This window comes from Mycolicibacterium canariasense, from assembly GCF_002101555.1.
Lineage (GTDB): Bacteria > Actinomycetota > Actinomycetes > Mycobacteriales > Mycobacteriaceae > Mycobacterium > Mycobacterium canariasense.
This window is the reverse complement of record NZ_LQOL01000081.1, coordinates 109,350-130,430: the sequence shown is the minus strand read 5'-3', so window position 1 is coordinate 130,430 and position 21,081 is coordinate 109,350. Positions and strand designations below refer to the sequence as shown.

Annotated in this window: 24 protein-coding genes; 15 read left to right on the top strand and 9 right to left on the bottom strand. The window is 68.9% G+C overall.

Annotated features, from left to right (window positions below):
- Positions 1-52 precede the first annotated feature (52 nt).
- Complete coding sequence (locus AWB94_RS28385; protein ID WP_062658541.1) at positions 53-907, top strand: 3-hydroxybutyryl-CoA dehydrogenase; 855 nt, start codon at positions 53-55, stop codon at positions 905-907.
- Positions 908-1,028: 121 nt separating this feature from the next.
- Positions 1,029-1,901, top strand: coding sequence for a cyclopropane mycolic acid synthase family methyltransferase (locus AWB94_RS28380; RefSeq protein ID WP_062658540.1), 873 nt, complete (start codon positions 1,029-1,031; stop codon positions 1,899-1,901).
- 30 nt (positions 1,902-1,931) lie between these two features.
- Here the strand turns inward: AWB94_RS28380 and AWB94_RS28375 are convergent, their stop codons facing one another.
- From AWB94_RS28375 to AWB94_RS28365, 3 genes are all read right to left on the bottom strand, one after another.
- Complete coding sequence (locus AWB94_RS28375; RefSeq protein WP_062658539.1) at positions 1,932-2,816, bottom strand: endonuclease domain-containing protein; 885 nt, start codon at positions 2,814-2,816, stop codon at positions 1,932-1,934.
- Positions 2,817-2,927: 111 nt separating this feature from the next.
- Entirely contained in the window at positions 2,928-3,797 is an 870-nt protein-coding gene (locus tag AWB94_RS28370) for a polyphosphate kinase 2 family protein (RefSeq protein WP_062658538.1), read from the bottom strand.
- A 16-nt stretch (positions 3,798-3,813) separates the two neighbouring features.
- Positions 3,814-4,506, bottom strand: a complete 693-nt coding sequence (locus AWB94_RS28365; protein ID WP_062658537.1) for a TetR/AcrR family transcriptional regulator — start codon at positions 4,504-4,506, stop codon at positions 3,814-3,816.
- A 104-nt stretch (positions 4,507-4,610) separates the two neighbouring features.
- Here AWB94_RS28365 and AWB94_RS28360 point away from each other — a divergent pair, with 104 nt between their 5' ends.
- From AWB94_RS28360 to AWB94_RS28340, 5 genes are all read left to right on the top strand, one after another.
- Entirely contained in the window at positions 4,611-5,942 is a 1,332-nt protein-coding gene (locus AWB94_RS28360; RefSeq protein WP_409365986.1) for a DUF445 domain-containing protein, read from the top strand.
- 87 nt (positions 5,943-6,029) lie between these two features.
- The gene (locus tag AWB94_RS28355; protein WP_062658535.1) at positions 6,030-6,515 is read left to right on the top strand and encodes a helix-turn-helix domain-containing protein; all 486 of its coding nucleotides are present in this window, start codon (positions 6,030-6,032) and stop codon (positions 6,513-6,515) included.
- Between the two features lie 18 nt (positions 6,516-6,533).
- Positions 6,534-7,160, top strand: coding sequence for a heparin-binding hemagglutinin (locus AWB94_RS28350; protein ID WP_062658534.1), 627 nt, complete (start codon positions 6,534-6,536; stop codon positions 7,158-7,160).
- Between the two features lie 38 nt (positions 7,161-7,198).
- On the top strand, positions 7,199-7,483 hold the full coding sequence (locus tag AWB94_RS28345) for a DUF2516 family protein (protein WP_024453238.1): 285 nt from the start codon (positions 7,199-7,201) through the stop codon (positions 7,481-7,483).
- 13 nt (positions 7,484-7,496) lie between these two features.
- Positions 7,497-7,892 carry a DUF2599 domain-containing protein gene (locus AWB94_RS28340; RefSeq protein ID WP_062658533.1) on the top strand — a complete coding sequence of 132 codons (396 nt, stop codon included), beginning with the start codon at positions 7,497-7,499 and terminating at the stop codon, positions 7,890-7,892.
- Here the strand turns inward: AWB94_RS28340 and AWB94_RS28335 are convergent.
- Genes AWB94_RS28335 through AWB94_RS28320 form a run of 4 tightly spaced genes read right to left on the bottom strand, consistent with a single transcriptional unit; the run spans position 7,889 to position 10,932 of the window.
- On the bottom strand, positions 7,889-8,758 hold the full coding sequence (locus AWB94_RS28335) for an LmeA family phospholipid-binding protein (RefSeq protein WP_062658532.1): 870 nt from the start codon (positions 8,756-8,758) through the stop codon (positions 7,889-7,891). The genes AWB94_RS28340 and AWB94_RS28335 overlap by 4 nt on opposite strands.
- Positions 8,755-9,591, bottom strand: a complete 837-nt coding sequence (locus AWB94_RS28330) for a carbon-nitrogen hydrolase family protein (protein WP_084395366.1) — start codon at positions 9,589-9,591, stop codon at positions 8,755-8,757. The genes AWB94_RS28335 and AWB94_RS28330 overlap by 4 nt, the downstream gene beginning before the upstream one ends.
- Before the next feature lie 10 nt (positions 9,592-9,601).
- On the bottom strand, positions 9,602-10,423 hold the full coding sequence (locus AWB94_RS28325; protein ID WP_234811914.1) for a class I SAM-dependent methyltransferase: 822 nt from the start codon (positions 10,421-10,423) through the stop codon (positions 9,602-9,604).
- Entirely contained in the window at positions 10,402-10,932 is a 531-nt protein-coding gene (locus tag AWB94_RS28320) for a DUF2505 domain-containing protein (protein ID WP_062658530.1), read from the bottom strand. The genes AWB94_RS28325 and AWB94_RS28320 overlap by 22 nt, the downstream gene beginning before the upstream one ends.
- A gap of 25 nt (positions 10,933-10,957) precedes the next feature.
- Between AWB94_RS28320 and AWB94_RS28315 the strand changes: the two genes are divergently transcribed.
- Both AWB94_RS28315 and AWB94_RS28310 read left to right on the top strand, forming a co-directional pair.
- Positions 10,958-12,013 carry a UDP-N-acetylmuramate dehydrogenase gene (locus AWB94_RS28315; RefSeq protein ID WP_409365985.1) on the top strand — a complete coding sequence of 352 codons (1,056 nt, stop codon included), beginning with the start codon at positions 10,958-10,960 and terminating at the stop codon, positions 12,011-12,013.
- Positions 12,014-12,028: 15 nt separating this feature from the next.
- Positions 12,029-13,357 carry a L,D-transpeptidase gene (locus AWB94_RS28310; protein ID WP_062658759.1) on the top strand — a complete coding sequence of 443 codons (1,329 nt, stop codon included), beginning with the start codon at positions 12,029-12,031 and terminating at the stop codon, positions 13,355-13,357.
- Here the strand turns inward: AWB94_RS28310 and AWB94_RS28305 are convergent.
- A complete protein-coding gene (locus tag AWB94_RS28305) occupies positions 13,341-14,090 on the bottom strand; it encodes an SDR family NAD(P)-dependent oxidoreductase (RefSeq protein WP_062658528.1) in 750 nt (249 codons plus the stop codon). The genes AWB94_RS28310 and AWB94_RS28305 overlap by 17 nt on opposite strands.
- A 193-nt stretch (positions 14,091-14,283) precedes the next feature.
- Here AWB94_RS28305 and AWB94_RS28300 point away from each other — a divergent pair, with 193 nt between their 5' ends.
- The 6 genes from AWB94_RS28300 to regX all read left to right on the top strand — a co-directional run bounded on the left by AWB94_RS28300 (position 14,284) and on the right by regX (position 20,255).
- On the top strand, positions 14,284-15,588 hold the full coding sequence (locus AWB94_RS28300) for an ROK family protein (protein WP_109762460.1): 1,305 nt from the start codon (positions 14,284-14,286) through the stop codon (positions 15,586-15,588).
- Between the two features lie 28 nt (positions 15,589-15,616).
- Positions 15,617-16,924, top strand: a complete 1,308-nt coding sequence (gene mshA / locus AWB94_RS28295; RefSeq protein WP_109762487.1) for a D-inositol-3-phosphate glycosyltransferase — start codon at positions 15,617-15,619, stop codon at positions 16,922-16,924.
- Complete coding sequence (locus tag AWB94_RS28290; protein ID WP_062658526.1) at positions 16,921-17,433, top strand: type III secretion system chaperone family protein; 513 nt, start codon at positions 16,921-16,923, stop codon at positions 17,431-17,433. Before mshA ends, AWB94_RS28290 begins: the two co-directional genes overlap by 4 nt.
- 13 nt (positions 17,434-17,446) lie before the next feature.
- Positions 17,447-18,190, top strand: coding sequence for a phosphoglyceromutase (locus AWB94_RS28285; protein ID WP_036401282.1), 744 nt, complete (start codon positions 17,447-17,449; stop codon positions 18,188-18,190).
- A 123-nt stretch (positions 18,191-18,313) separates the two neighbouring features.
- Positions 18,314-19,498 (top strand): sensor histidine kinase, encoded by a 1,185-nt coding sequence (locus AWB94_RS28280; protein ID WP_062658525.1) that lies wholly within the window; start codon positions 18,314-18,316, stop codon positions 19,496-19,498.
- A gap of 70 nt (positions 19,499-19,568) precedes the next feature.
- Positions 19,569-20,255 (top strand): two-component sensory transduction protein RegX, encoded by a 687-nt coding sequence (gene regX / locus AWB94_RS28275; RefSeq protein ID WP_062658524.1) that lies wholly within the window; start codon positions 19,569-19,571, stop codon positions 20,253-20,255.
- Between the two features lie 5 nt (positions 20,256-20,260).
- Here the strand turns inward: regX and AWB94_RS28270 are convergent, their stop codons facing one another.
- Complete coding sequence (locus AWB94_RS28270) at positions 20,261-21,049, bottom strand: DUF3109 family protein (protein ID WP_234811913.1); 789 nt, start codon at positions 21,047-21,049, stop codon at positions 20,261-20,263.
- Positions 21,050-21,081: the final 32 nt, after the last annotated feature.

Genomic DNA, 21,081 nt, shown 5'->3' with positions numbered 1-21,081 from the left:
CGCCCGGAGTTCTGGGCGGGGCTCATCGCTGCAGACAGTGAGGAAGAAACAGTTGAGCATCGAACGAGTCGGCGTGATCGGCGCCGGGCAGATGGGCGGCGGCATCGCCGAGGTGTGCGCCAAGGCCGGTGCGCAGGTCGTCGTGTACGAACCCGCCGCCGCACTGCTGGACGCCGGCAAGGCGCGTATCACCGCGTCGCTGGACCGGGCGGCGGCCAAGGGCAAGCTCAGCGAGGGTGACCGCGACGCCGCGCTGGGCCGGCTGACCTTCACGACGAACCTGGCCGATTTCGCCGACCGGCAGCTGGTGATCGAGGCCATCGTCGAGGACGAAGCGGTCAAGACGAAGGTGTTCGCCGAACTCGACGCGATCGTCACCGACCCCGACGCCGTGCTGGCGTCGAACACCTCGAGCATTCCGATCATGAAGATCGCAGCGGCGACGAAGAACCCGCAGCGGGTGCTCGGGCTGCACTTCTTCAATCCGGTGCCGGTGCTGCCGCTGGTCGAGCTCATCTCGACGCTGGTCACCTCCGGCGACGCGCTGGAGCGTGTCGAAGAATTCGCTGGCAAGATCCTGGGAAAGCAGGTCGTGCGGTGCGGCGACCGGTCCGGCTTCGTGGTGAACGCGCTGCTGGTGCCCTACCTGCTGGCTGCCATCCGGATGGTGGAGTCCGGATTCGCCACCATCGAGGATGTCGACACCGCCGTCGTCGCCGGGTTGTCGCACCCCATGGGCCCGTTGCGGCTGTCGGACCTGGTCGGGTTGGACACCCTCAAGCTGATTGCCGACAAGATGTACGAAGAGTTCAAGGAACCGCTCTACGGTCCGCCGCCGCTGCTTTTGCGCATGGTGGAGGCAGGGCAACTGGGCAAGAAGTCGGGTAAGGGCTTCTACGATTACTGACCGGTCCTTAATGTTTAGCCTAGCTAATATGGGGTACCATCTTCGAATGCGGCTCGAGTAGGCCTCCCGGGGGTCTCTCCGGGCTGCGGTCGCCAAATCAACAGACGAGGTTATTTTTCGCATGTCAAACGTCGAGTCCGATCTTGCGCCGTACTACGAGGAGTCGCAGTCGATCTACGACATCTCGAACGAGTTCTATGCCCTGTTCCTGGGCCCGACCATGGGCTACACCTGTGGTTACTACGAGCGCGAGGACATGACCCTCGACGAGTCGCAGAACGCGAAGTTCGACCTGGCGCTGGGCAAGCTCGGCCTGGAGCCCGGGATGACGTTGCTGGACATCGGCTGCGGTTGGGGCGGCGCGCTGGAACGAGCGCTGATCAAGTACGACGTCAACGTCATCGGCATCACGCTGAGCAAGGCGCAGTCCGACTACGCCCGTGAGCGGCTGGCCAAGATCGACACCAAGCGCAACGTCGAGATCCGGCTGCAGGGCTGGGAAGAGTTCAACGAGCCCGTCGACCGCATCGTGTCGATCGGCGCGTTCGAGGCCTTCAAGCAGGAACGCTACCCGGTGTTCTTCGAGCGGGCCTACAGCATCCTGCCCGACGACGGCGTCATGCTGCTGCACACCATCCTGGCGCACACGCAGCAGTTCTTCCGCGAGAACAACATCAAGATCACGCTCAGCGACCTGAAGTTCATGAAGTTCATCGGCGAGGAGATCTTCCCCGGTGGGCAGCTGCCGGCGGTCGAGGACATTGAGAAGCTGGCCGCCGACACCGGCTTCGAGCTCAAGCGCACCCACCTGCTGCAGCCGCACTACGCGCGCACGCTGGACATGTGGGCCGCCAATCTGGAAGCCAAGAAGGACGAGGCCATTGCCCTGCAGGGGCAGGAGGTCTACGACCGGTTCATGAAGTACCTCACCGGCTGCGCCGACTTCTTCCGCCGCGGCATCACCAACATCGGCCAGTTCACCCTGGCCAAGTAGGTCTCCCGAGAAGCGCCGAGACTACGGTTTCTAGCGAGATTCGCCTCGATTCTCGCTATTTTCCGTAGTCTCGGCGCTTTTCAGTGCGTGCCGGACGCGCGCGATCACGGCCGCCGGCTCTTGGCGGAGGTGCCGCGCGCTGACCCGCACGATGGTCCAGCCCCTGGCTGCCAGGAACTCCAACCGGTCGATGTCCGCGCTGTGGTTGACCGGATCTGTCCAGTGTTGCTCCCCGTCGTATTCGACGCCCACCAACCGCTGCGGCCAGCCCAGGTCGATCCGACGCACCACCCGGCCCCACTCGTCGCGTACCGGTATCTGGGTGGCCGGCCGCGGGAGCCCCGCGCGCACCAGCAGCAAGCGGACGCGCGTCTCCTGCGGCGACTCCGCTCCTGGGTCGACGAGGTCGAGGACCTTGCGCAGGCGGCGGATCCGCCGGGCTCCTGGGTAGCGGTCGGCGATGGCGGCCACGGCTGCCACGCCGACGCCCGTGTGGTTCAGCAACGCATCGATGCGGATGACACCGGTGTCCTCGGGCAGGCGTCGCCCCAGGTCGTAACAGGTGCGTGCGGTCGTCGTGCACCGGATGGCGCCGATGGTGGTGATTTCGTCCTCGGCGATCGCGCCGGAATGCACCACGATGCCCGGCGGACTGGGTTTGCGCACTCGAGCCAGTTCGGCGGGGGCGTCGGGCGGTAGCCATCTGCTGCCCAGCATCGCCGCGGCCGAATAACCCACCAACGTCGCGCGCCGACCCGACCACATCCAGGCGGCGATGGCCCGTGACCGGGCGTCCATCTCGATATCCGCCGGAGCGTAGACATTGCGGTGCAGCTTGCGGTACTTCGTCTGCAAACCGTGCCGGGAGATCGCACCGGATTCCATTGCCTCCGTGCCCAGGAAGATTTCGGCCACACCGGTTTTCGACGCAGGACGGGCACCCGCGGTTCCACCCGCGCCGGGACTACGGTTGTTGCGGCGAAAACGCCCCAAACACGCCAGAAACCGTAGTCTCGGCGCGCCCGGTCATGCCTTCGCCAGCCGCTTCTTCTCGGCCTTGACGTCGAAATCGGCCGGCGGCCAGGCCAGGTTGAACTCCTTGAGCGCCTCGATCAGCAGCTCCAGGATGGCCAGCCGGCTGTACCACTTGCGGTTGCACGGGATGACATGCCAGGGCGCATAGTCGGTCGACGTGCGGTCCAGCATCACCTGGTAAGCCTCCTGGTACTTGGGCCACAGCAGCCGCTCGTCGATATCGGCGGGGTTGTACTTCCAGTACTTGTCCGGCCGGTCCAGGCGCTCGGCCAGCCGTTTCTTCTGCTCGTCGAGTGAGACGAACATGGCCACCTTGACGATCTTGGTGCCGCCCTCGACCAGCTCCTTCTCGAACGCGTTGATCTCGTCGTAGCGCGCGCCCCAGACTTCCGGCGGCACCAGATCGTGCACCCGCACGATCAGCACGTCCTCGTAGTGCGAACGGTCGAACACCCCGATGTGCCCGGCCGCGGGCAGTGCATTGCGGATCCGCCACAGGTAGTGGTGCGCCAGCTCCTCCTCGGTCGGCTTGCCGAAGCTGGCATAGTCGATGCCCTGCGGATTGCCCGCTCCCACAACGTGTTTGACGATGCCACCCTTGCCCGCGGTATCCATACCCTGCAACACCAGCAGCAGCGAGCGGGTGTCGCCGGCCCGGCTGTTGGCGTACAGCATCTCCTGCAGCTCGGCGAACCGGATATTGCGCTCGGCCTGCAGCACCGGGGCGTCACGCTTGGAGCCGACGAACCCCGGGGTGGCGTCCGGGTCGATCGCCGCGACCAAGGCGCCGGGCTTGAATTCCAGATGGGTGTGCGGCTCGTGGGTCCACAGGGCCGGCAGATCGGAGTCGGGTGAGGTCACGCCGCCAGTCAAGCAGCTACCGCGGCAATGACGGCGACGGATGGGGCTGCGAGTTGAACTTTTCCAGCGACCCGCCCACCTCGACGATGCCGCACAGCGCGCTCCAGGACAGCATCGTCAGGTAGTCGATCAGTTCGTCGGTGCTCATCCGGGGATTGGACATCCAGGAGTGGGTCGCCAGCTGCACGCCGCCGACGATGTGGAATGCCCACGGCTCCACGCCTTTGGTGTCCATGCCCGCGTTGCCCATCCGGCGCCGCAGCATGACGGCGAGCATGCGGGCGATGATCTGCTCGGAGTCGTTGATGGCCTTGGTTCGGCTGGCCGAACTGTTGGACATCACGAATCGGTACGGCTCCGGCTCGGCGGCCACGGTGTCGACGTAGACCCGGATGATCTCGCGCACCAGGGCGTAGCCGTCCAGGTTCGAGGACAGTGCCGCGGCCATGTTCGGGATCAGCGTGGTCTGGGCGAACCGCATCATCACCGCGGTGGTGAGGTCGTTCTTGTCGACGAAGTAGCGGTACAGCACGGTCTTGGACACGCCGATCTCGGCAGCGATCTCGTCCATGCTGACATTGCTGCCGCGCTGGCGAATCGCCTCCAAAGTGCCGTCCACGAGTTCGTTTCGACGATCCACCTTGTGCTGATGCCAGCGTCGTTTGCGGCCGTCGGTCTTTGCCACCGCCGCTGCGCTCTGCTGTGCCACTGTCGTGAAAATCCGTTCACTAGGTCGTCTCGATAATACGGTGGTGAGGGGCCGCCGGTCGATCGACTGCGCCGCGCCGTCGGCCGGTAGCGGATGATGGAGCTGTGGCGCACAGACCAGCTCCCGGACCGCCGTCGCTGACCGCCGGTTTCGCTGCGGCGATGACAGCGGCGGACGCCGGGCCGGATGCGCAGGCCGACCGGGAACGCCGCCGCGCACTGCGGCGGATGAAGGCCGTCGCGCTCGGTTTCCTGATCGGCGCGACGGTGCTGTTCCTGGTCTGCACGTGGCTTCAGTCCCGCGGTGCCGCCGGCTGGGTGGGCTATGTGCGGGCCGCCGCCGAGGCCGGCATGGTCGGCGCCCTGGCCGACTGGTTCGCGGTGACGGCGCTGTTCAAACACCCGCTGGGCATCCCGATCCCGCACACCGCGATCATCAAACGGAAGAAGGACCAGCTGGGCGAGGGGCTGGGCACCTTCGTCCGGGAGAACTTCATGTCACCCGAGGTGGTCGCGACCAAGCTGCGCGACGCCGAGGTGGCCGGCCGGCTGGGCAAGTGGTTGTGCGAGCGCAGCCACGCCGAGCGGGTGGCCGCCGAGGTGTCGACGGTGCTGCGGGTGCTCGTCGAGATGCTGCGCGACGAGGACGTCCAGCACGTGCTGGACCGGATGATCGTCAAGCGCATCGCCGAACCGCAGTGGGGACCGCCGGTGGGTCGGGTGCTGTCCGGCCTGCTTGCCGAGCAGCGCCAGGAGGCGCTGCTGCAGTTGCTGGCCGACCGGGCCTTCCAGTGGTCGCTGAACGCCGGCGAGGTGATCGAGCGGGTCATCGAACGCGATTCGCCGTCCTGGTCGCCGCGCTGGGTGGACCACCTGGTGGGCGACCGCATCCATCGCGAGCTGATGGACTTCACCGACAAGGTGCGCCGCGATCCCAACCACGAGCTGCGCCGGTCGGCAACCAAATTCCTGTTCGAGTTCGCCGACGATCTCCAGCACGACGAGGCCACCATCGCGCGTGCCGAGCGGGTCAAGGAGCAGATCATGGCCCGCGACGAGGTCACCAAGGCCGCCGAGACGGCCTGGACCGCGGCCAAGCGCATCGTGCTGGAGTCGGTCGACGACCCGTCCTCGGCGCTGCGGACCCGGATCGCCGACTCGGTGGTCCGGATCGGGGAGTCGCTGCGTGACGACGCCGGCCTGCGCGACAAGGTGGACAACTGGATCGTGCGTGCGGCGCAGCACCTGGTCGCCCAGTACGGGACGGAGATCACGGCGATCATCACCGAGACGATCGAACGCTGGGACGCCGACGAGGCCAGCCGCCGGATCGAGCTGCACGTGGGCCGTGATCTGCAGTTCATTCGGATCAACGGCACGGTGGTCGGGGCGCTGGCGGGGCTGGTGATCTATTCGGTGGCGCAGCTGCTGTTCTGAGCCTCTGCTAGCTAGTGCTTGCAATTGTTAGCACTCGGTCGTACCGTGAGTTGTAGCCCGTAACAACCCGACGGATCGAGGCTTGAGATGTCGCAGGACGAAGACACCGCTTCGGCCAACGACAAGATCGTTGCCGTGGTGGGCAATGCCGCCTCCGATATCGGCAGCTTCATCCGTGCCCAGCGCGAGGCGGCGCAGGTTTCGGTGCGCCAACTCGCGGAGAAGGCCGGCGTCAGCAATCCCTACCTCAGTCAGATCGAGCGGGGACTGCGTAAACCGTCGGCCGATGTGCTCAACCAGATTGCCAAGGCGCTACGGGTCTCGGCCGAGGTTCTCTACGTGCAGGCCGGGATTCTCGAGCCGTCCGAGGGTAGTCAGGTCCGTGACGCGATCATCGGTGATAACGCGATCACCGAGCGGCAGAAGCAGGTGCTGCTCGACATCTACACATCGTTCTGTCAGCAGAACGAAGCCGAAGCAGCAGCCGGGTCCGGCGCTGAGGAGGAAGCGGAAGGGGTGCCGCCCACGTCTGAATCTCAAGCCACCACAACACAACCGTTCAACGAACACTGACCTTTGGAAGGAACAGCCATGCCCGAGAAGACCACCCAGCCGTCCATCGAAGACCTCAAGGCCCCGCTGCTGGCCGCCGTCGGCGCCGCCGACCTGGCCCTGGCCACTGTCAACGAGATCGTCGCCAGCCTGCGCGAGCGCGCCGAGGATGCCCGCACCGACGCCCAGGGCCGCGTCGAAGAGGGCCGCGCCCGGCTGACCAAGCTGCAGGAAGAGCTGCCCACCCAGTTCGAGGAACTGCGCGACAAGCTGACCTCCGACGAGCTGCGCAAGGCCGCCGAGAAGTACACCGAAGAGGCGCAGGCCACCTACAACAAGCTCGTCGAGCGCGGCGAGGCCGCCCTGGAGCGGCTGCGTAACCAGCCCGCGCTGGAAGGTGCCGCGGCCCGCGTCGAGGGCGTCACCGATCAGGCCGTCGAGCTGACCCAGGATGCGCTGGGCACCGTGGCGTCGCAGACCCGCGCCGTCGGTGAGCGTGCCGCCAAGCTGGTCGGCGTCGAACTGCCGAAGAAGGCTGTCCCGGAGAAGGCCGCTCCCGCCAAGAAGGCGCCGGCCAAGAAGGCGCCGGCCAAGAAGGCCGCCCCGGCCGCCACCACCACGACCGCGGCCAAGAAGGCCCCGGCCAAGAAGGTCACCCAGAAGTAAGTTCGACGCCGAGGACGGCACCCGCCTAGGCTGCAGGTGTGATGCTTGCAGACCTGGCGGGTGCCATCCTATTTGTGCTGGTCGGGATCGTCGTCCTGGTCGGCGTGTACTCGTTCGTCCATGCGGCGATGCAACGGCCCGACGCCTACACCGCCACCGGCAAGCTCACCAAGCCGGTGTGGCTGCTGATCCTCGGGGTCGGCGTGCTGCTGGCCCTGCTGATGCGCGACGCGTTCGGCGCGGCCATCTGCGCCTGCGCGGCGGGCGTCTATCTCGTCGACGTCCGGCCGAAGATCCTTGAGATCCAAGGCAAGTCGCGCTGACGGCCGACCCGCGATGCGCCCGCTGATCGCGGCGTTCGCGGTGGCGGCCGCGACGCTGTGCGCGGCACCGGTCGCCCACGCCGACGGCCATTACGTCGACCACACCCGATGGGTGAAATGGGGCGACCTGTCCAGCCTGCGGGTCTATCCCACCCCGGCCGCCCGGGCCGAGTCCGCCCGCCCCGGCACGCTCGCCGAGGCCGCCGCGGCCTGGGCCGAGGTACTGGCCGACGCGCCCGACGCGGATCTGCCGGGAATGTACGCCCAGTTCCTGTGCCACTGGCAGTACGCCGAGATCGCCGAGCCGGGCAAGACCAGCTGGAATCTGGAGCCGTGGCGGCCGGAGGTCAGCGACACCGCCATGTTCGCCGCCGGGTGCAACCCCGGCGGCACCGAGGAACCGTTCTAGTCCAGCCCGGCGAAGCAGGGATCGCCGCCCTGACCGCTGCGGCCCGGGGGCATCGTCGCGTTGCGCGTCACGAACTTCGCGGTCACCCCGGAGTCGGTGACCTGCACACTCTCGGCGTGGATACCCAGCGGAATGTCCTTGGTGATCTGATCGAGGAACGCGTCGAGCGCCGGCTGCACCGTCTCGCGGGGCAGCATGAAGCCCAGACCGGACAGGCTCTGCACCGCCAGGGTCAGGTTGTCGTTCTGCACCTCCGGCTTGACGACGATGCTGCCGAGTGCGGCCTGCAGTTCGATGGTGCCGTCACTGGGATGGGTACTCACGCTGCTGACGAAGCTGCCGACCAGGGGAATCTGGTTCTGGATGGTGTTCTTGATGCCGTTGGCGGTCCAGGTGATGTTCGCGTCCAGCGCGCCGATGGTGCCGGGCGCGTTCTGGTTTCCGGTCAGCCGGACGTCGTTGATGATGATCTGGGCCTTCATCCCGTCGGCTTCGCGGATCCTGTTGCCCGCGGTGGTCACCGTGATGTTGTTGTAGTGCTTGGCCAGATGCTGCAGCAAGAACGGGGTCTTGCCGAACGACACGTCGACGTTGTCCTGCACCACGCAGGAGGTGATCTGGGTGACGGTCTTGTCGGCGATGTGCCGGGCCACCAGCTCCGAACCCACGGCACCGGCCACCACCAGGGCCAGCACGATGACCACCACCAGCACGATCGACAGCGGATCGCGGAACAGGCCCGCGACCTTGGCGCCGAAGGATTTCGGTGGCTCGGCGCCGGGCGGCGGTGGCGGCAGCGGAGCTCCCGCGCCGGCAGGAGGCCCGGCGGGCGCTGCTTCGGTGGGTTGAGCCCAGGGATCGGTCACGCTGTCGATTGTGCCTTAGCGAACGGCGTGCGATTACGCAGCACCGCGATCGTCTCCCTGGCGCGGGCGGCGGCGTCGAGGTCGATATCGGTCACCACCAGCTGCGGTTCGGCCCCCGCGGCCTGCACGATCTCGCCCAGGGCCGACGCCACCAGGCTGCCGCCGACCCCGGTCGGGCCCAGCGCGGCGATCGCGTCCCCGGGGTAGGCCTGGTCGACCGCGGCCACCACCGCGGTGGTGTCGATGGCGCGGGCCCGGGCCAGCAGGGTCCACTGGTCCAGCTTGCCGGGGCCGGTGCCCCAGGACGCGTGCACGGTGATCAGCTGGGCGCCGCGGTCGGCCAACTCGAGGTAGAGCTCGGGGAACCGGACGTCGTAGCAGAGCGTCAGGCCGACCTTGACGCCGTCGGATTTTCCCCCGTCGCTGCGCTCGCCCCGGATGTCGATGACCACCGGTTCGGTGCCCGGCGCCACGGTCTTGGACTCGGCGAACCCGAACGCGTCGTAGAGGTGGATCTTGTCGTAGTGCGCCTCAACGCCCGGGCCGGAGGCGACCAGTGTGTTGGTGACCCGCCCGTCACCCGACGGGCAGAACATCCCGGCGACGACGGTGATCCCGGTTTCCTGCGCGACGGCGCGCACCCCGTCGGCCCAGCGGCCGTCCAGCGGCTCGGCCACCGGCGCCAGCGGCACGCCGAACCGGCACATGGTGGCCTCGGGGAACAACACCAGGGCGGCCCCGTCCGCGGCGGCCTCGCGGGTGTACCGCGTGACGGCCTCCAGGTTCGCGGCCGGATCGATGCCGGACCGGATCTGTGCCAGGGCAATCCGCATGCCATCCAGCCTAGTGCGGCGCGACGGCCTGCCAGGGCACCGTGAGCACTCCGTCGCGCAGCCGCCGGCGCGACGGCTGCACCGGCAGTCCCTGGCCGCGCAGCGCGTCGAGCATCGCCCGCCAGCGCACCCGCGGGCCGAACACGCCCTGCCCGGCGGCCGCCGCCCAGGCGCGGTCCGCCGCGGTCAGCAGGTCGTGGATCGGCTGGCCCGCAACGTTGTGGTGGATGAGCACCTTCGGCAGTCGCTCGGCCAGATCGGACGGGCGGTCGATGGCGAACGGATCACACGCCAGGGTCAGGCTGACCGGGCCCGACGCGTCGAGCAGCACCCAGCAGCAGCGCCGGCCCAGCTCGTCGCAGGTGCCGTCGACGATCAGCCCGCCGGGGGCCAGTCGGGTGCGCAGCTGCTCCCAGGCGCTGTCCACCTCGGTCACCGGATACTGGCGCAACACGTTGAAGGCACGTACCAGCACCGGCCGCAGGCCGGCCAATTCGAATCCGCCCAGCTCGAATTCGACGCCGGTGTCCGCCGCGCGCGCGGTGGCCACCCGCTGCGGGTCGATCTCCAGGCCGACCACCCGGACATCGGGCCGGACCGCGCGCAGCCGGGCGGCCAGCTCGACGGTGGTGACCGGCAGCGCGCCGTAGCCGAGGTCGACGACGAGCGGCTGCGCGGCGGCCAGCAGCGCCGCGCGGACGGCGGGCGAGTGCACCAGCCAGCGGTCGCTGCGGCGCAGCCGGTTGTAGCCCGTGGTGCCACGCGTCGGCGAGCCGACCGGTCTACCCTGCGGCGAGCCGACCGGCCTGCTCAGCCGTGATCCCTGATCCACTCGCTGGTGAAGACCTGCTCCAACCGCAGCATCTCCATCAGGTGACCACCGATGAAATTCTCCAGCTTCCCGCCCACCAGCGGGATCTTCACCTCGATGGTGACGTGCACATCGCCGCGCGCGCCGCAGGTTCCGTCAGTGGTGTCATAGAGCGTCGCGGTGGCCTCGACCCTGGCCGGGGTGCCGGGCAGGTCACCCTTGATGGTCGCGGTGGCGCGGCCGGCCCCGGACTCCGCGCCGAGCAGCGGGGTCCAGCGCTCCTCGCGGATCAGGGTGAGGTCGCCGCGGTGGAACTGGGTGACCAGCGCGGGCAACTTGGTGGGCCGGACGGTCTGGGTGGTCACCACCTCGATACCGCCGTCGGCGGCCGTCTCCAGCACGTCCAGTGAGATCTCGTCGCAGCCGGACTTCTCCAACCGAGTCAGCCAGTACTGCTTCTCGGAGAACGCCGCGTGCACGTCGGCGGCGGGGTATTCGTAGGTGGCTGCCAGGTCGAATGAACGTGGCATGCCGTCCACGCTACCGTTACCCCCCGTGATCGGTGAGTCTTTCGTGGGCGCGGCGGTTGCCCACGACGTCCCGCTGGCACCGCTGACCACCCTGCGGGTCGGTCCGGTGGCCGACCGCCTGATCACCTGCGACACCACCGAGAAACTCGTCGGCGTGCTGCGTGCGCTGCCCATCGCCGACGACGTACTGGTGCTGGCCGGCGGCTCGAACGTGCTGCTGGCCGACGATCTGACCGGGTTGACCGTGGTGGCGGTGGCCAACACCGAGATCACCGTCACCGGCGCCACCGTGCGCGCGCAGGCCGGGGCGCGCTGGGACGACGTGGTGGTCACGGCCCTGGCGCACGGGCTGGGCGGCTTGGAATGCCTGTCCGGCATCCCCGGCTCGGCAGGCGCGACGCCGGTGCAGAACGTGGGCGCCTACGGCGCCGAGGTGGCCGACACCATCTCCCGGATACGGCTGCTGGACCGTCGTACCGGGGACGACCGCTGGGTGGCGCCGGCCGAACTGGGCTTCGGCTACCGGCACAGCGTCCTGAAGAACTCGTCGCGGGCGGTGGTGCTGGAGGTCGAGTTCGCGCTCGATCCCGACGGCCGCAGCGCGCCGCTGCGCTACGGCGAGCTGGCCACCGCGCTGGGCGTGACGGCGGGGGATCGAACCGACCCGGTCCGGGTCCGCGACGCCGTGCTGGAGCTGCGGGCCGCCAAGGGCATGGTGCTCGACGCGAGCGACCACGACACCTGGAGCGCCGGGTCGTTCTTCACCAATCCGGTCGTCGAGCCGGCGGTCTTCGAGCGCATCCGGGCCGCTCACCCGGGCCGGGTGCCCAACTACCCCGCGCCCGACGGGGTCAAACTGGCCGCGGGCTGGCTGGTCGAACAGGCCGGATTCGGCAAGGGATTCCCCGGTCCGGACGCGGCAGCGGCGTTGTCCACCAAGCACGCGCTGGCCCTCACCAACCGGGGCCGTGCCACCTCCGCCGATCTGGTCGAGCTGGCCAGGACGGTGCGCGACGGGGTGCGCAACCATTTCGGGATCGAGCTCACACCCGAGCCGATTCTGCTTGGGTGCCGGCTCTAGGTACCCTTGATCCACGTGAGCCCTGCAGGTGAGACGTCCCCGCTAGTGAATCGGCGGCGTGCCCTCACCGTGCTCGCCGCCGGCAGTGCCGGTCTGCTGGCCGCATGTGCGGGCAAATCGATCAGCCCCCACGCCGAGTCCGCGGCCCCGCCGCCGACCCCGGTGATCACCTACACCCCGGTCGACAAGGCCGACGACGTGGTGCCGACCTCGCCGATCGGCGTCTCGGTCAGCGACGGGTGGTTCCAGCACATCAGCCTCACCAACGCCGCGGGCAAGGCCGTGGCCGGGGCGCTCAACCAGGACCGCACCGGATTCACGGTGACCGAGCCGCTCGGGTACGGCGTGCAGTACACCTGGGCCGGGTCGGTGGTCGGGCGCGACGGCAAGGCCGTGCCGGTCGAGGGCAGCTTCACCACGGTCAACCCGACCACCACCGTGAACGGCCAGTTCCAGTTGGCCGACGGCCAGGTGGTGGGTGTCGCGGCGCCGATCATCCTGCAGTTCGACGCGGCCATCGACGACAAGTACCGGGCCGGTATCGAGAAGGCGCTGAAGGTCACCACGACCCCGGCCGTGGAGGGCAGCTGGGCCTGGTTGCCCGACGAGGTGGGCGGCTCCCGGGTGCACTACCGGACCAGGGAGTACTACCCGGCCGGCACCAAGGTGAACGTGCGGGCCGCCCTCTACGGCGTGCCGTTCGGTGAAGATGCTTACGGTGCAACGGATTCCACGCTCGACATCAGCATCGGCCGGCGCCAGGTGGTCAAGGCCGAGGCGTCCAGTCACCGGATACAGGTGATCACCGACGAGGGCGTCATCATGGATTTCCCGTGCAGCTACGGCGAGGGCGACCTGGACCGCAACGTCACCCGCAGCGGCATCCACGTGGTCACCGAGAAGTACGAGGACTTCTACATGACCAACCCGGCCGCCGGGTACGCCAACGTGCACGAGCGGTTCGCCGTCCGGATCTCCAACAACGGCGAGTTCATCCACTGCAATCCGAACAGCGTCGGCGCGCAGGGCAACACCAACGTCACCAACGGCTGCATCAACTTGAACCTGGAGAACTCGCAGCAGTACTTCAACAGCGCGGTGTACGGCGATCCGGTCGAGGTCACCGGCACCCGCATCGACCTGTCCTACGCCGACGGCGACATCTGGGACTGGGCGGTGTCCTGGGACGAGTGGAAGGCCATGTCGGCGCTGAGCTCGCAGAAGCCGCCCAAGGACATCCCGGCCTCGGCGCCGGCCACGCCGACCGACGCCCCCACCCTGTCGGGCACGCCGACGACCACGACGCCCCCGTCGACCAGTCCGGCCGCTACACCCGGCGGTTGAACCGCCCGTGCGGAGCCTGATCACGCGGCCGGATCACGATCTGGTCCAGGTTGACGTGCGCGGGGCGGGACGCGACGAAGCCGATCACCTCGGCGACATCCTCGGCCACCAGCGGGGTGATGCCCTGGTACACCGCGTCGGCGCGGCCCTGGTCGCCCTTGAACCGCACCAGGGAGAACTCGGTCTCGACCGCGCCGGGCGCAATCTCGGTGAGCCGCACCGGTTTTCCGAGTAGTTCACCGCGCAGCGTGCGGTGCAGCGCGCCCTGGGCGTGTTTGGCCGAGGTGTAGCCCGCGCCGCCGTCATAGGTTTCGAACGCCGCGATCGAGGTGACGGTGACGACCAGCCCGTCGCCGGAGTCGACGAGTTTGGGCAGCAGCGCCCGGGTCACCCGCAGCGTGCCCAGCACGTTGGTCTCCCACATCCACCGCCAATCGTCCAGGTCGGCATCGGCGACCGGCGCCAGGCCCTTGGCCCCGCCGGCGTTGTTCACCAGCACCGCAACCCCGTCCAGGGTCTCGGCGAGCCGGTTGACGTCCGCCTCGGAAGTGACGTCCGCCACAATCGCCGACCCGCCGATCTCCCGTGCGAGCGCCTCGATGCGGTCGGCCCTGCGGGCCACGCAAACCACATGAAAGCCAAGTCCGGCAAGGGTTTTCGCGGTCGCGGCCCCGATGCCGGAACTGGCGCCGGTGACCACGGCGACGCGAGGGGTGGCTGGAGAGGAAGTCATGTCCCGAACTTTAGTTGCCGTGCTACGTTCACCGTGTGTTGCAGACCAGTCCGGTGATGTTCGTGCGGCGTGCGTGTTGTTGTTGCGCATCCCGCCGCGCCCGACTGTTCTAGCGGACCCTTTCGTCCTCGCTGACGTCGACGGTGTGGCAGAAGCCCCCACCTCCACCCGACTTCGGCCAAGGACCCCCGCTATGCGCACCGCCACCATCACCGCTTCCTCCGCCACCGCCGCCCCGTCCGTGGTCAACGCCAAGGCCCACGCCAAACGCGCCCTGTTGGCCCGGCACCACATCGTCGCCCCGTCGTTGAAGGTCGCCGACGTGGCCGCCGCCGCCGTGTTCGGCGCCGCCCGCCAGCGCGGACCGATCGCCCGCGACGTCATCGCCCGAACCACCGGACTGAGCATCGCCACGGTGAACCGGCAGGTCACCGCCCTGCTGGATGCCGGTGTGCTGCGCGAGCGCGCCGATCTGGCGGTCTCGGGCGCCATCGGCCGGCCCCGCGTCCCGGTCGAGGTCAACCACGAGCCGTTCCTCACCCTCGGCCTGCACATCGGCGCCCGCACCACCAGCATCGTGGCGACCGATCTGTTCGGCCGCACCCTCGACGTCGTCGAGACGCCCACCCCGCGCGGCGCGCAGAATGCCGCGCTGGCCTCGCTGGCCGGCAGCGCCCGGCGCTACCTGAGCCGCTGGCACCGCAGGCGCCCGCTGTGGGTCGGGGTGGCCGCCGGCGGGGTGGTCGACAGCGTGTCCGGTTACCTCGACCACCCGCGGCTGGGCTGGTCGGGGGCGCCGGTCGGCCCGGTGCTGGCCGAGACGCTGGGTCTACCGGTGTCGGTGGCCTCGCACGTCGACGCGATGGCCGGCGCCGAGTTGCTGCTCGGGGTGCGTCGGCCGGGTACCCAGACCGGCACCAGCCTGTACGTCTACGCCCGCGAAACGGTCGGTTACGCGCTGTCCATCGGCGGCCGGGTGCACTCGCCGGCCAGCGGCCCCGGCACCATCGCCGCGCTCCCGGTGAAATCCGAATTGCTGGGCGGCAGTGGGCAATTGGAGTCCACGGTCAGTGACGAGGCGGTTCTCACGGCGGCCCGGGCCCAGCGCATCATCCCGGCCGAGGGGCCGGCGTCGACACTGACCGCGGTGCTGCGCGCCGCCCGGGCCGGACACGACGGCGCCCGCACCCTGCTCAACGAGCGTGCCCGGGTGCTCGGCGAGGCGGTGGCCCTGCTGCGCGACATGCTCAACCCCGACGACCTGGTGGTCGGCGGGCAGGCCTTCACCGAGTACCCGGAGGGCATGGAGGTGCTGGAGCGGGCGTTCGTCGCGCGGTCGGTGCTGCCGGCCCGGGATATCCGGGTCACCGCGTTCGGCAACCGTGTCCAGGAGGCCGGCGCCGGTGTGGTGTCCCTGGGCGGGCTCTACGCCGACCCGATCGCCGCCATGCGCCGCGCTGCGCTGCGTCGTGGCGAGCTCGTGACGCCCGGGGTGTAGACATGTCGATGTGCGTCTTCCAACCGAACTGAGCGCCGTGGCCGCTCCGGTGGCCAAGCGGGTGGCGGTGCTGTCGGTGCACACGTCGCCGCTGGCCCAACCCGGCACCGGCGATGCCGGTGGGATGAACGTCTACGTGCTGCAGACCGCACTGGAAATGGCTCGGCGCGGCGTCGACGTGGAGATCTTCACCAGGGCGACGTCCTCGGCGGACGAGCCCGTGGTGCGGGTCGCGCCCGGTGTGCTGGTGCGCAACGTGGTGGCCGGTCCGTTCGAGGGGCTGGACAAGAACGACCTGCCGACGCAATTGTGCGCGTTCACCGCAGGGGTACTACGCGCCGAGGCCAACCACGAACCCGGGTACTACGACATCGTGCATTCGCACTACTGGCTGTCCGGTCAGGTCGGCTGGCTGGCCCGGGACCGATGGGCGGTGCCGTTGGTGCACACCGCGCACACGCTCGCGGCGGTGAAGAATGCGTCGCTGGCGGCCGGCGACACCCCGGAGCCCGCGCTGCGCGCGATCGGTGAACAGCAGGTGGTCGACGAGGCGGACCGCCTCATCGTCAACACCGAACTCGAAGCGCAACAACTGGTTTCGCTGCACCACGCCACCCGCGCCCAGATCGACGTGGTGCACCCCGGGGTGGACCTGGAGGTCTTCACACCCGGCGACAAGCGCGCCGCGCGGGCCGCGCTCGGGCTGGATCCCGCCGAACCGATCGTGGCCTTCGTGGGCCGTATCCAGCCGCTGAAGGCACCCGACGTGCTGCTGCGCGCGGTGGCCGAATTGCCGGGCGTGCGGGTCGTGGTGGCCGGTGGACCGTCCGGGTCGGGGCTGGCCGCCCCCGACGGGTTGATGCAACTGGCCGACCGGCTCGGCATCGCCGACCGGGTCACCTTCCTGCCGCCGCAGTCGCGCACCCAACTGGTCGACGTCTACCGCGCCGCCGACCTGGTCGCGGTGCCGAGCTACTCGGAGTCCTTCGGGCTGGTTGCGGTCGAGGCGCAGGCCTGTGGCACCCCGGTGGTGGCCGCCGCGGTGGGCGGCCTGCCGGTCGCCGTGCGCGACGGCGTGACCGGTGCCCTGGTCGACGGCCACGACCCCGAGCACTGGGCCGCGGCCATCGGCGCGCTGCTGGCCAGCGGGCCGGAACGCCTCGGCGCCGCGGCCGTCGCGCATGCCGCCAGCTTCTCCTGGGCGCACACCGTGGACGCCCTGCTGGGCAGCTACGGCCGGGCCATCGCCGACTACCGGGCGCGGCACCCGCGCCGGGATGCGACGGCGCGGCGCAGCGGGCGGCGGTTCAGCATGCGCCGGGGGGTGCGGTTGTGACCGCGACGCCTGTGCAAGACCTCATCGAGGCGACGCTGCAGGAGCACGAGCTGGAGTACGCCCACCACCAGGGTGCGCACGGTGGGCTGCCCGGGCTGGTGGTGGCGCTGCCGGGGGAACGGCGGCTCAAGACCAACACCATCCTGAGCATCGGTGAGCACTCGGTGCGGGTCGAGGCGTTCGTATGCCGCAAACCGGACGAGAACTTCGAGGGGGTGTACCGGTTCCTGCTCAAGCGCAACCGCAGGCTCTACGGCGTCGCCTACACCCTGGACAACCTCGGCGACATCTACCTGGTGGGCCGGATGGCCCTGGAGACCGTCACCGCCGACGAGATCGACCGGGTGCTCGGCCAGGTGCTGGAGGCGGTCGACTCGGACTTCAACACGTTGCTGGAGTTGGGTTTCCGCTCGTCCATCGAGAAGGAGTACCAATGGCGGGTGGCCCGCGGGGAGTCCCTGAAGAACCTGCAGGCCTTCGCGCATCTGATCGACCACGACGACTCGTGACAGAATGCCCGTCATGGCGACCCTGATCCTGCTGCGCCACGGCGAGAGCCAGTGGAACGAGAAGAACCTGTTCACCGGATGGGTCGATGTCGACCTGACCGACAAGGGCCGGGCCGAGGCGGTGCGCGGCGGCACGCTGCTGCGCGAACAGGGTGTGCTGCCCGACGTGCTGTACACGTCACTGCTGCGCCGCGCCATCACCACCGCGCATCTGGCGCTGGACGCCGCCGACCGGCTGTGGATCCCGGTGCACCGGGACTGGCGGCTCAACGAGCGGCACTACGGCGCACTGCAGGGCCTGGACAAGGCCGAGACGCTGGCCAAGTACGGCGAGGAACAGTTCATGGCCTGGCGCCGCAGCTATGACACCCCGCCGCCGCCCATCGAGAAGGGCAGCGAGTTCAGCCAGGACGCCGACCCGCGGTACGCCGACATCGGCGGCGGACCGCTGACCGAATGCCTGGCCGACGTGGTGGCCCGGTTCGTGCCGTACTTCGAGCAGGCCATCGTGCCCGACCTCAAGGCGGGCAAGACCGTGCTGATCGCCGCGCACGGCAACTCGCTGCGCGCGCTGGTCAAGTACCTGGACGGGATGTCCGACGACGAGGTCGTCGGCCTGAACATCCCCACCGGCATACCGCTGCGCTACGACCTGGACGCAGATCTCAAGCCCACGGTGCCGGGCGGTCAGTACCTGGATCCGGAGGCCGCCGCGGCGGGCGCGGCGGCGGTGGCCGCGCAGGGTGCCAAGAAATAGCCCGGCAAATAGCGGGTTAACTCAGGTGAACGCGGGCCGAACTCCTGTGTTTGCTTGTGTGACATGTCCCGGTTTGGCCGCACGCTGCTGGGATGACGTTCACCGGATGCGTACGATTTTCGCGTGAGTGTGGCATCCGTGCTGCTGCTGACGGCAGCCGTGACGCTGCTCGCGCTCGGGATCGGCGTGGCGGCGGGAACCGTCATCTCCCGGGTCCGCCAGCAGCGCCGAGCGCGCCGTGATGCCGAAGAGGGCGGGATCACCGTCTCCCAGATGCTCAGCCACGTGGTGGGCCTCTCACCGATGGGCATCGTCGTGGTCGACGCCTTCCGCGATGTGGTCTACATGAACGACCAGGCCGCCGAACTCGGGCTGGTGCGCGACCGCCTGCTCGACGAACGCGCCTGGCAGGCCGTGCAGCGCTGCTTGTCCAGCGGCGAGGACGTCGATATCGACCTGTCGCCGCGCAAGCGCGCGGTCACCGGCCGGTCCGGGTTGTCCGTGCGCGGGCACGTGCGGCTGCTCACCGAGGAGGACCGCCGGTTCGCGGTGGTGTTCGTGGGGGACCAGTCCGAGCAGGCGCGGATGGAAGCCACCCGCCGGGACTTCGTGGCCAACGTCAGCCACGAGCTGAAAACCCCTGTCGGAGCGATGGGGGTGCTGGCCGAGGCGCTGCTGGCCTCGGCCGACGATCCCGAGACGGTGCGCCGGTTCGCCGACAAGATGCTGGTGGAATCGCACCGGCTGGCCAGCATGGTGGGCGAGCTCATCGAGTTGTCCCGGCTGCAGGGTGCCGAGCCGCTACCCGATCTCGAGGTCGTCGACGTGGACACCGTCGTCTCCGAGGCGCTGTCGCGGCACAAGGTCTCGGCCGACAACGCCGACATCTCGATCACCACCGACGCCCCGACCGGCTACCGGGTCCTCGGCGACCAGGGTCTGTTGGTGACGGCCATCGCCAATCTGGTGTCCAATGCCATCGCGTACTCCCCGAACGGGTCGAGTGTGTCGATCAGCCGGCGCAGGCGCGGCAACGATATCGAGATCGCGGTGACCGACCGCGGTATCGGTATCGCCAGGGCCGATCAGGAGCGGGTCTTCGAGCGGTTCTTCCGGGTGGACAAGGCCCGGTCCCGCGCCACCGGCGGCACCGGGCTCGGCCTGGCGATCGTCAAACATGTCGCGGCCAACCACAACGGCACCATCCGGCTGTGGAGCCAGCCCGGCACCGGCTCGACGTTCACCCTGTCGATTCCGGCCTACCCCGACACCGACGACTCGTACGAGCGAGACGACCGAGAGGACTGACGAAACCGATGACCAGTGTTTTGATCGTGGAAGACTTCAGCCACGACGCGACGGAAGGCACGACGAACCGATGACCAGTGTCCTGATCGTGGAAGATGAAGAGTCCCTGGCTGATCCGCTGGCCTTCCTGCTGCGCAAGGAGGGGTTCGAGGCCACCGTGGTGGGCGACGGCCCGTCCGCGCTGGCGGAATTCGAGCGGGCGGGTGCGGACATCGTGCTGCTGGACCTGATGCTCCCGGGCATGAGCGGCACCGACGTCTGCAAGCAGCTGCGGTCGCGGTCCAGCGTGCCGGTCATCATGGTGACCGCGCGGGACAGCGAGATCGACAAGGTGGTCGGCCTGGAGTTGGGCGCCGACGACTACGTCACCAAGCCGTACTCGGCGCGTGAGCTCATCGCCCGCATCCGCGCGGTGCTGCGTCGCGGTGCCGACACCGACGAAACCGGTTCCGGCGACGGGATTTTGGAGGCCGGCCCGGTGCGCATGGATGTGGAGCGGCACGTCGTCAGCGTGAACGGCGAACCGATCACGTTGCCGCTCAAGGAGTTCGACCTGCTGGAGTACCTGATGCGCAACAGCGGCCGGGTGCTCGCCCGCGGTCAGCTCATCGACCGGGTGTGGGGTGCCGATTACGTCGGCGACACCAAGACCCTGGACGTGCATGTCAAGCGGCTGCGCAGCAAGATCGAGGCCGACCCGGCCAACCCGGTGCACCTGGTCACCGTGCGCGGCCTGGGTTACAAGCTGGAGGGCTAGGCGGGTTACTCCGCGGCCCGGGTGGCCGGGTGCACGGCGATCAACCCCAGCATGCCCCGGCGCCGGCACATGGCGGCCAGTTCGGCGTAGGCCTTCTCGCCGAGCAGCTCGGTCAGCTCGGGCGCGTAGGACTCCCACACCGGCCGGGCGCCGACATGGGCGGCCGGGTCGCCGGTGCAGTACCAGTGCAGGTCGGCACCGCCCTCGCCCCAACCGCGCCGGTCGTACTCGGTGATCGTGGTCTTGAGGATGTCGGTGCCGTCCGGGCGGGTCACCCACTCCTGCGTGCGCCGGATCGGTAGCTGCCAGCACACCTCCGGCTTCATGGTCAGCGGTTCCACACCCAGCTTGAGCGCTTTGCTGTGCAGCGCACAGCCGATACCGCCGGCGAAACCCGGCCGGTTCAGGAAGATGCAGGCGCCCTTGTACTTTCGGGTGCGCAGGTTGGGCTTGCCGTCGTACTCGTCCATCTCCAGGTAGCCCTTGCGGCCCAGCCCCTTGTCGCGGAACTGCCAGTCGTCGGCGCTCAGCTGCTGCACCGCGTCGTCGAGCGAGGCGCGGTCGTCGTCATCGGACAGGAACGCGCCGTGCGAGCAGCAACCGTCGTCCGGGCGGCCGGCCACCGTGCCCTGACAGGCCGGTGTGCCGAACACACACGTCCACCGGGACAACAGCCAGGTCATATCCGCGGCGATGACGTGCTGGGGATTGTCGGGGTCGAAGAACTCCACCCATTCCCGGGCGAAGTCCAGTTCGACCTCGTTACCCAAACCGCCGACGTGCGATGTGCTCACGGGAGTAAACGGTAAACCCACTAACGTGGTCC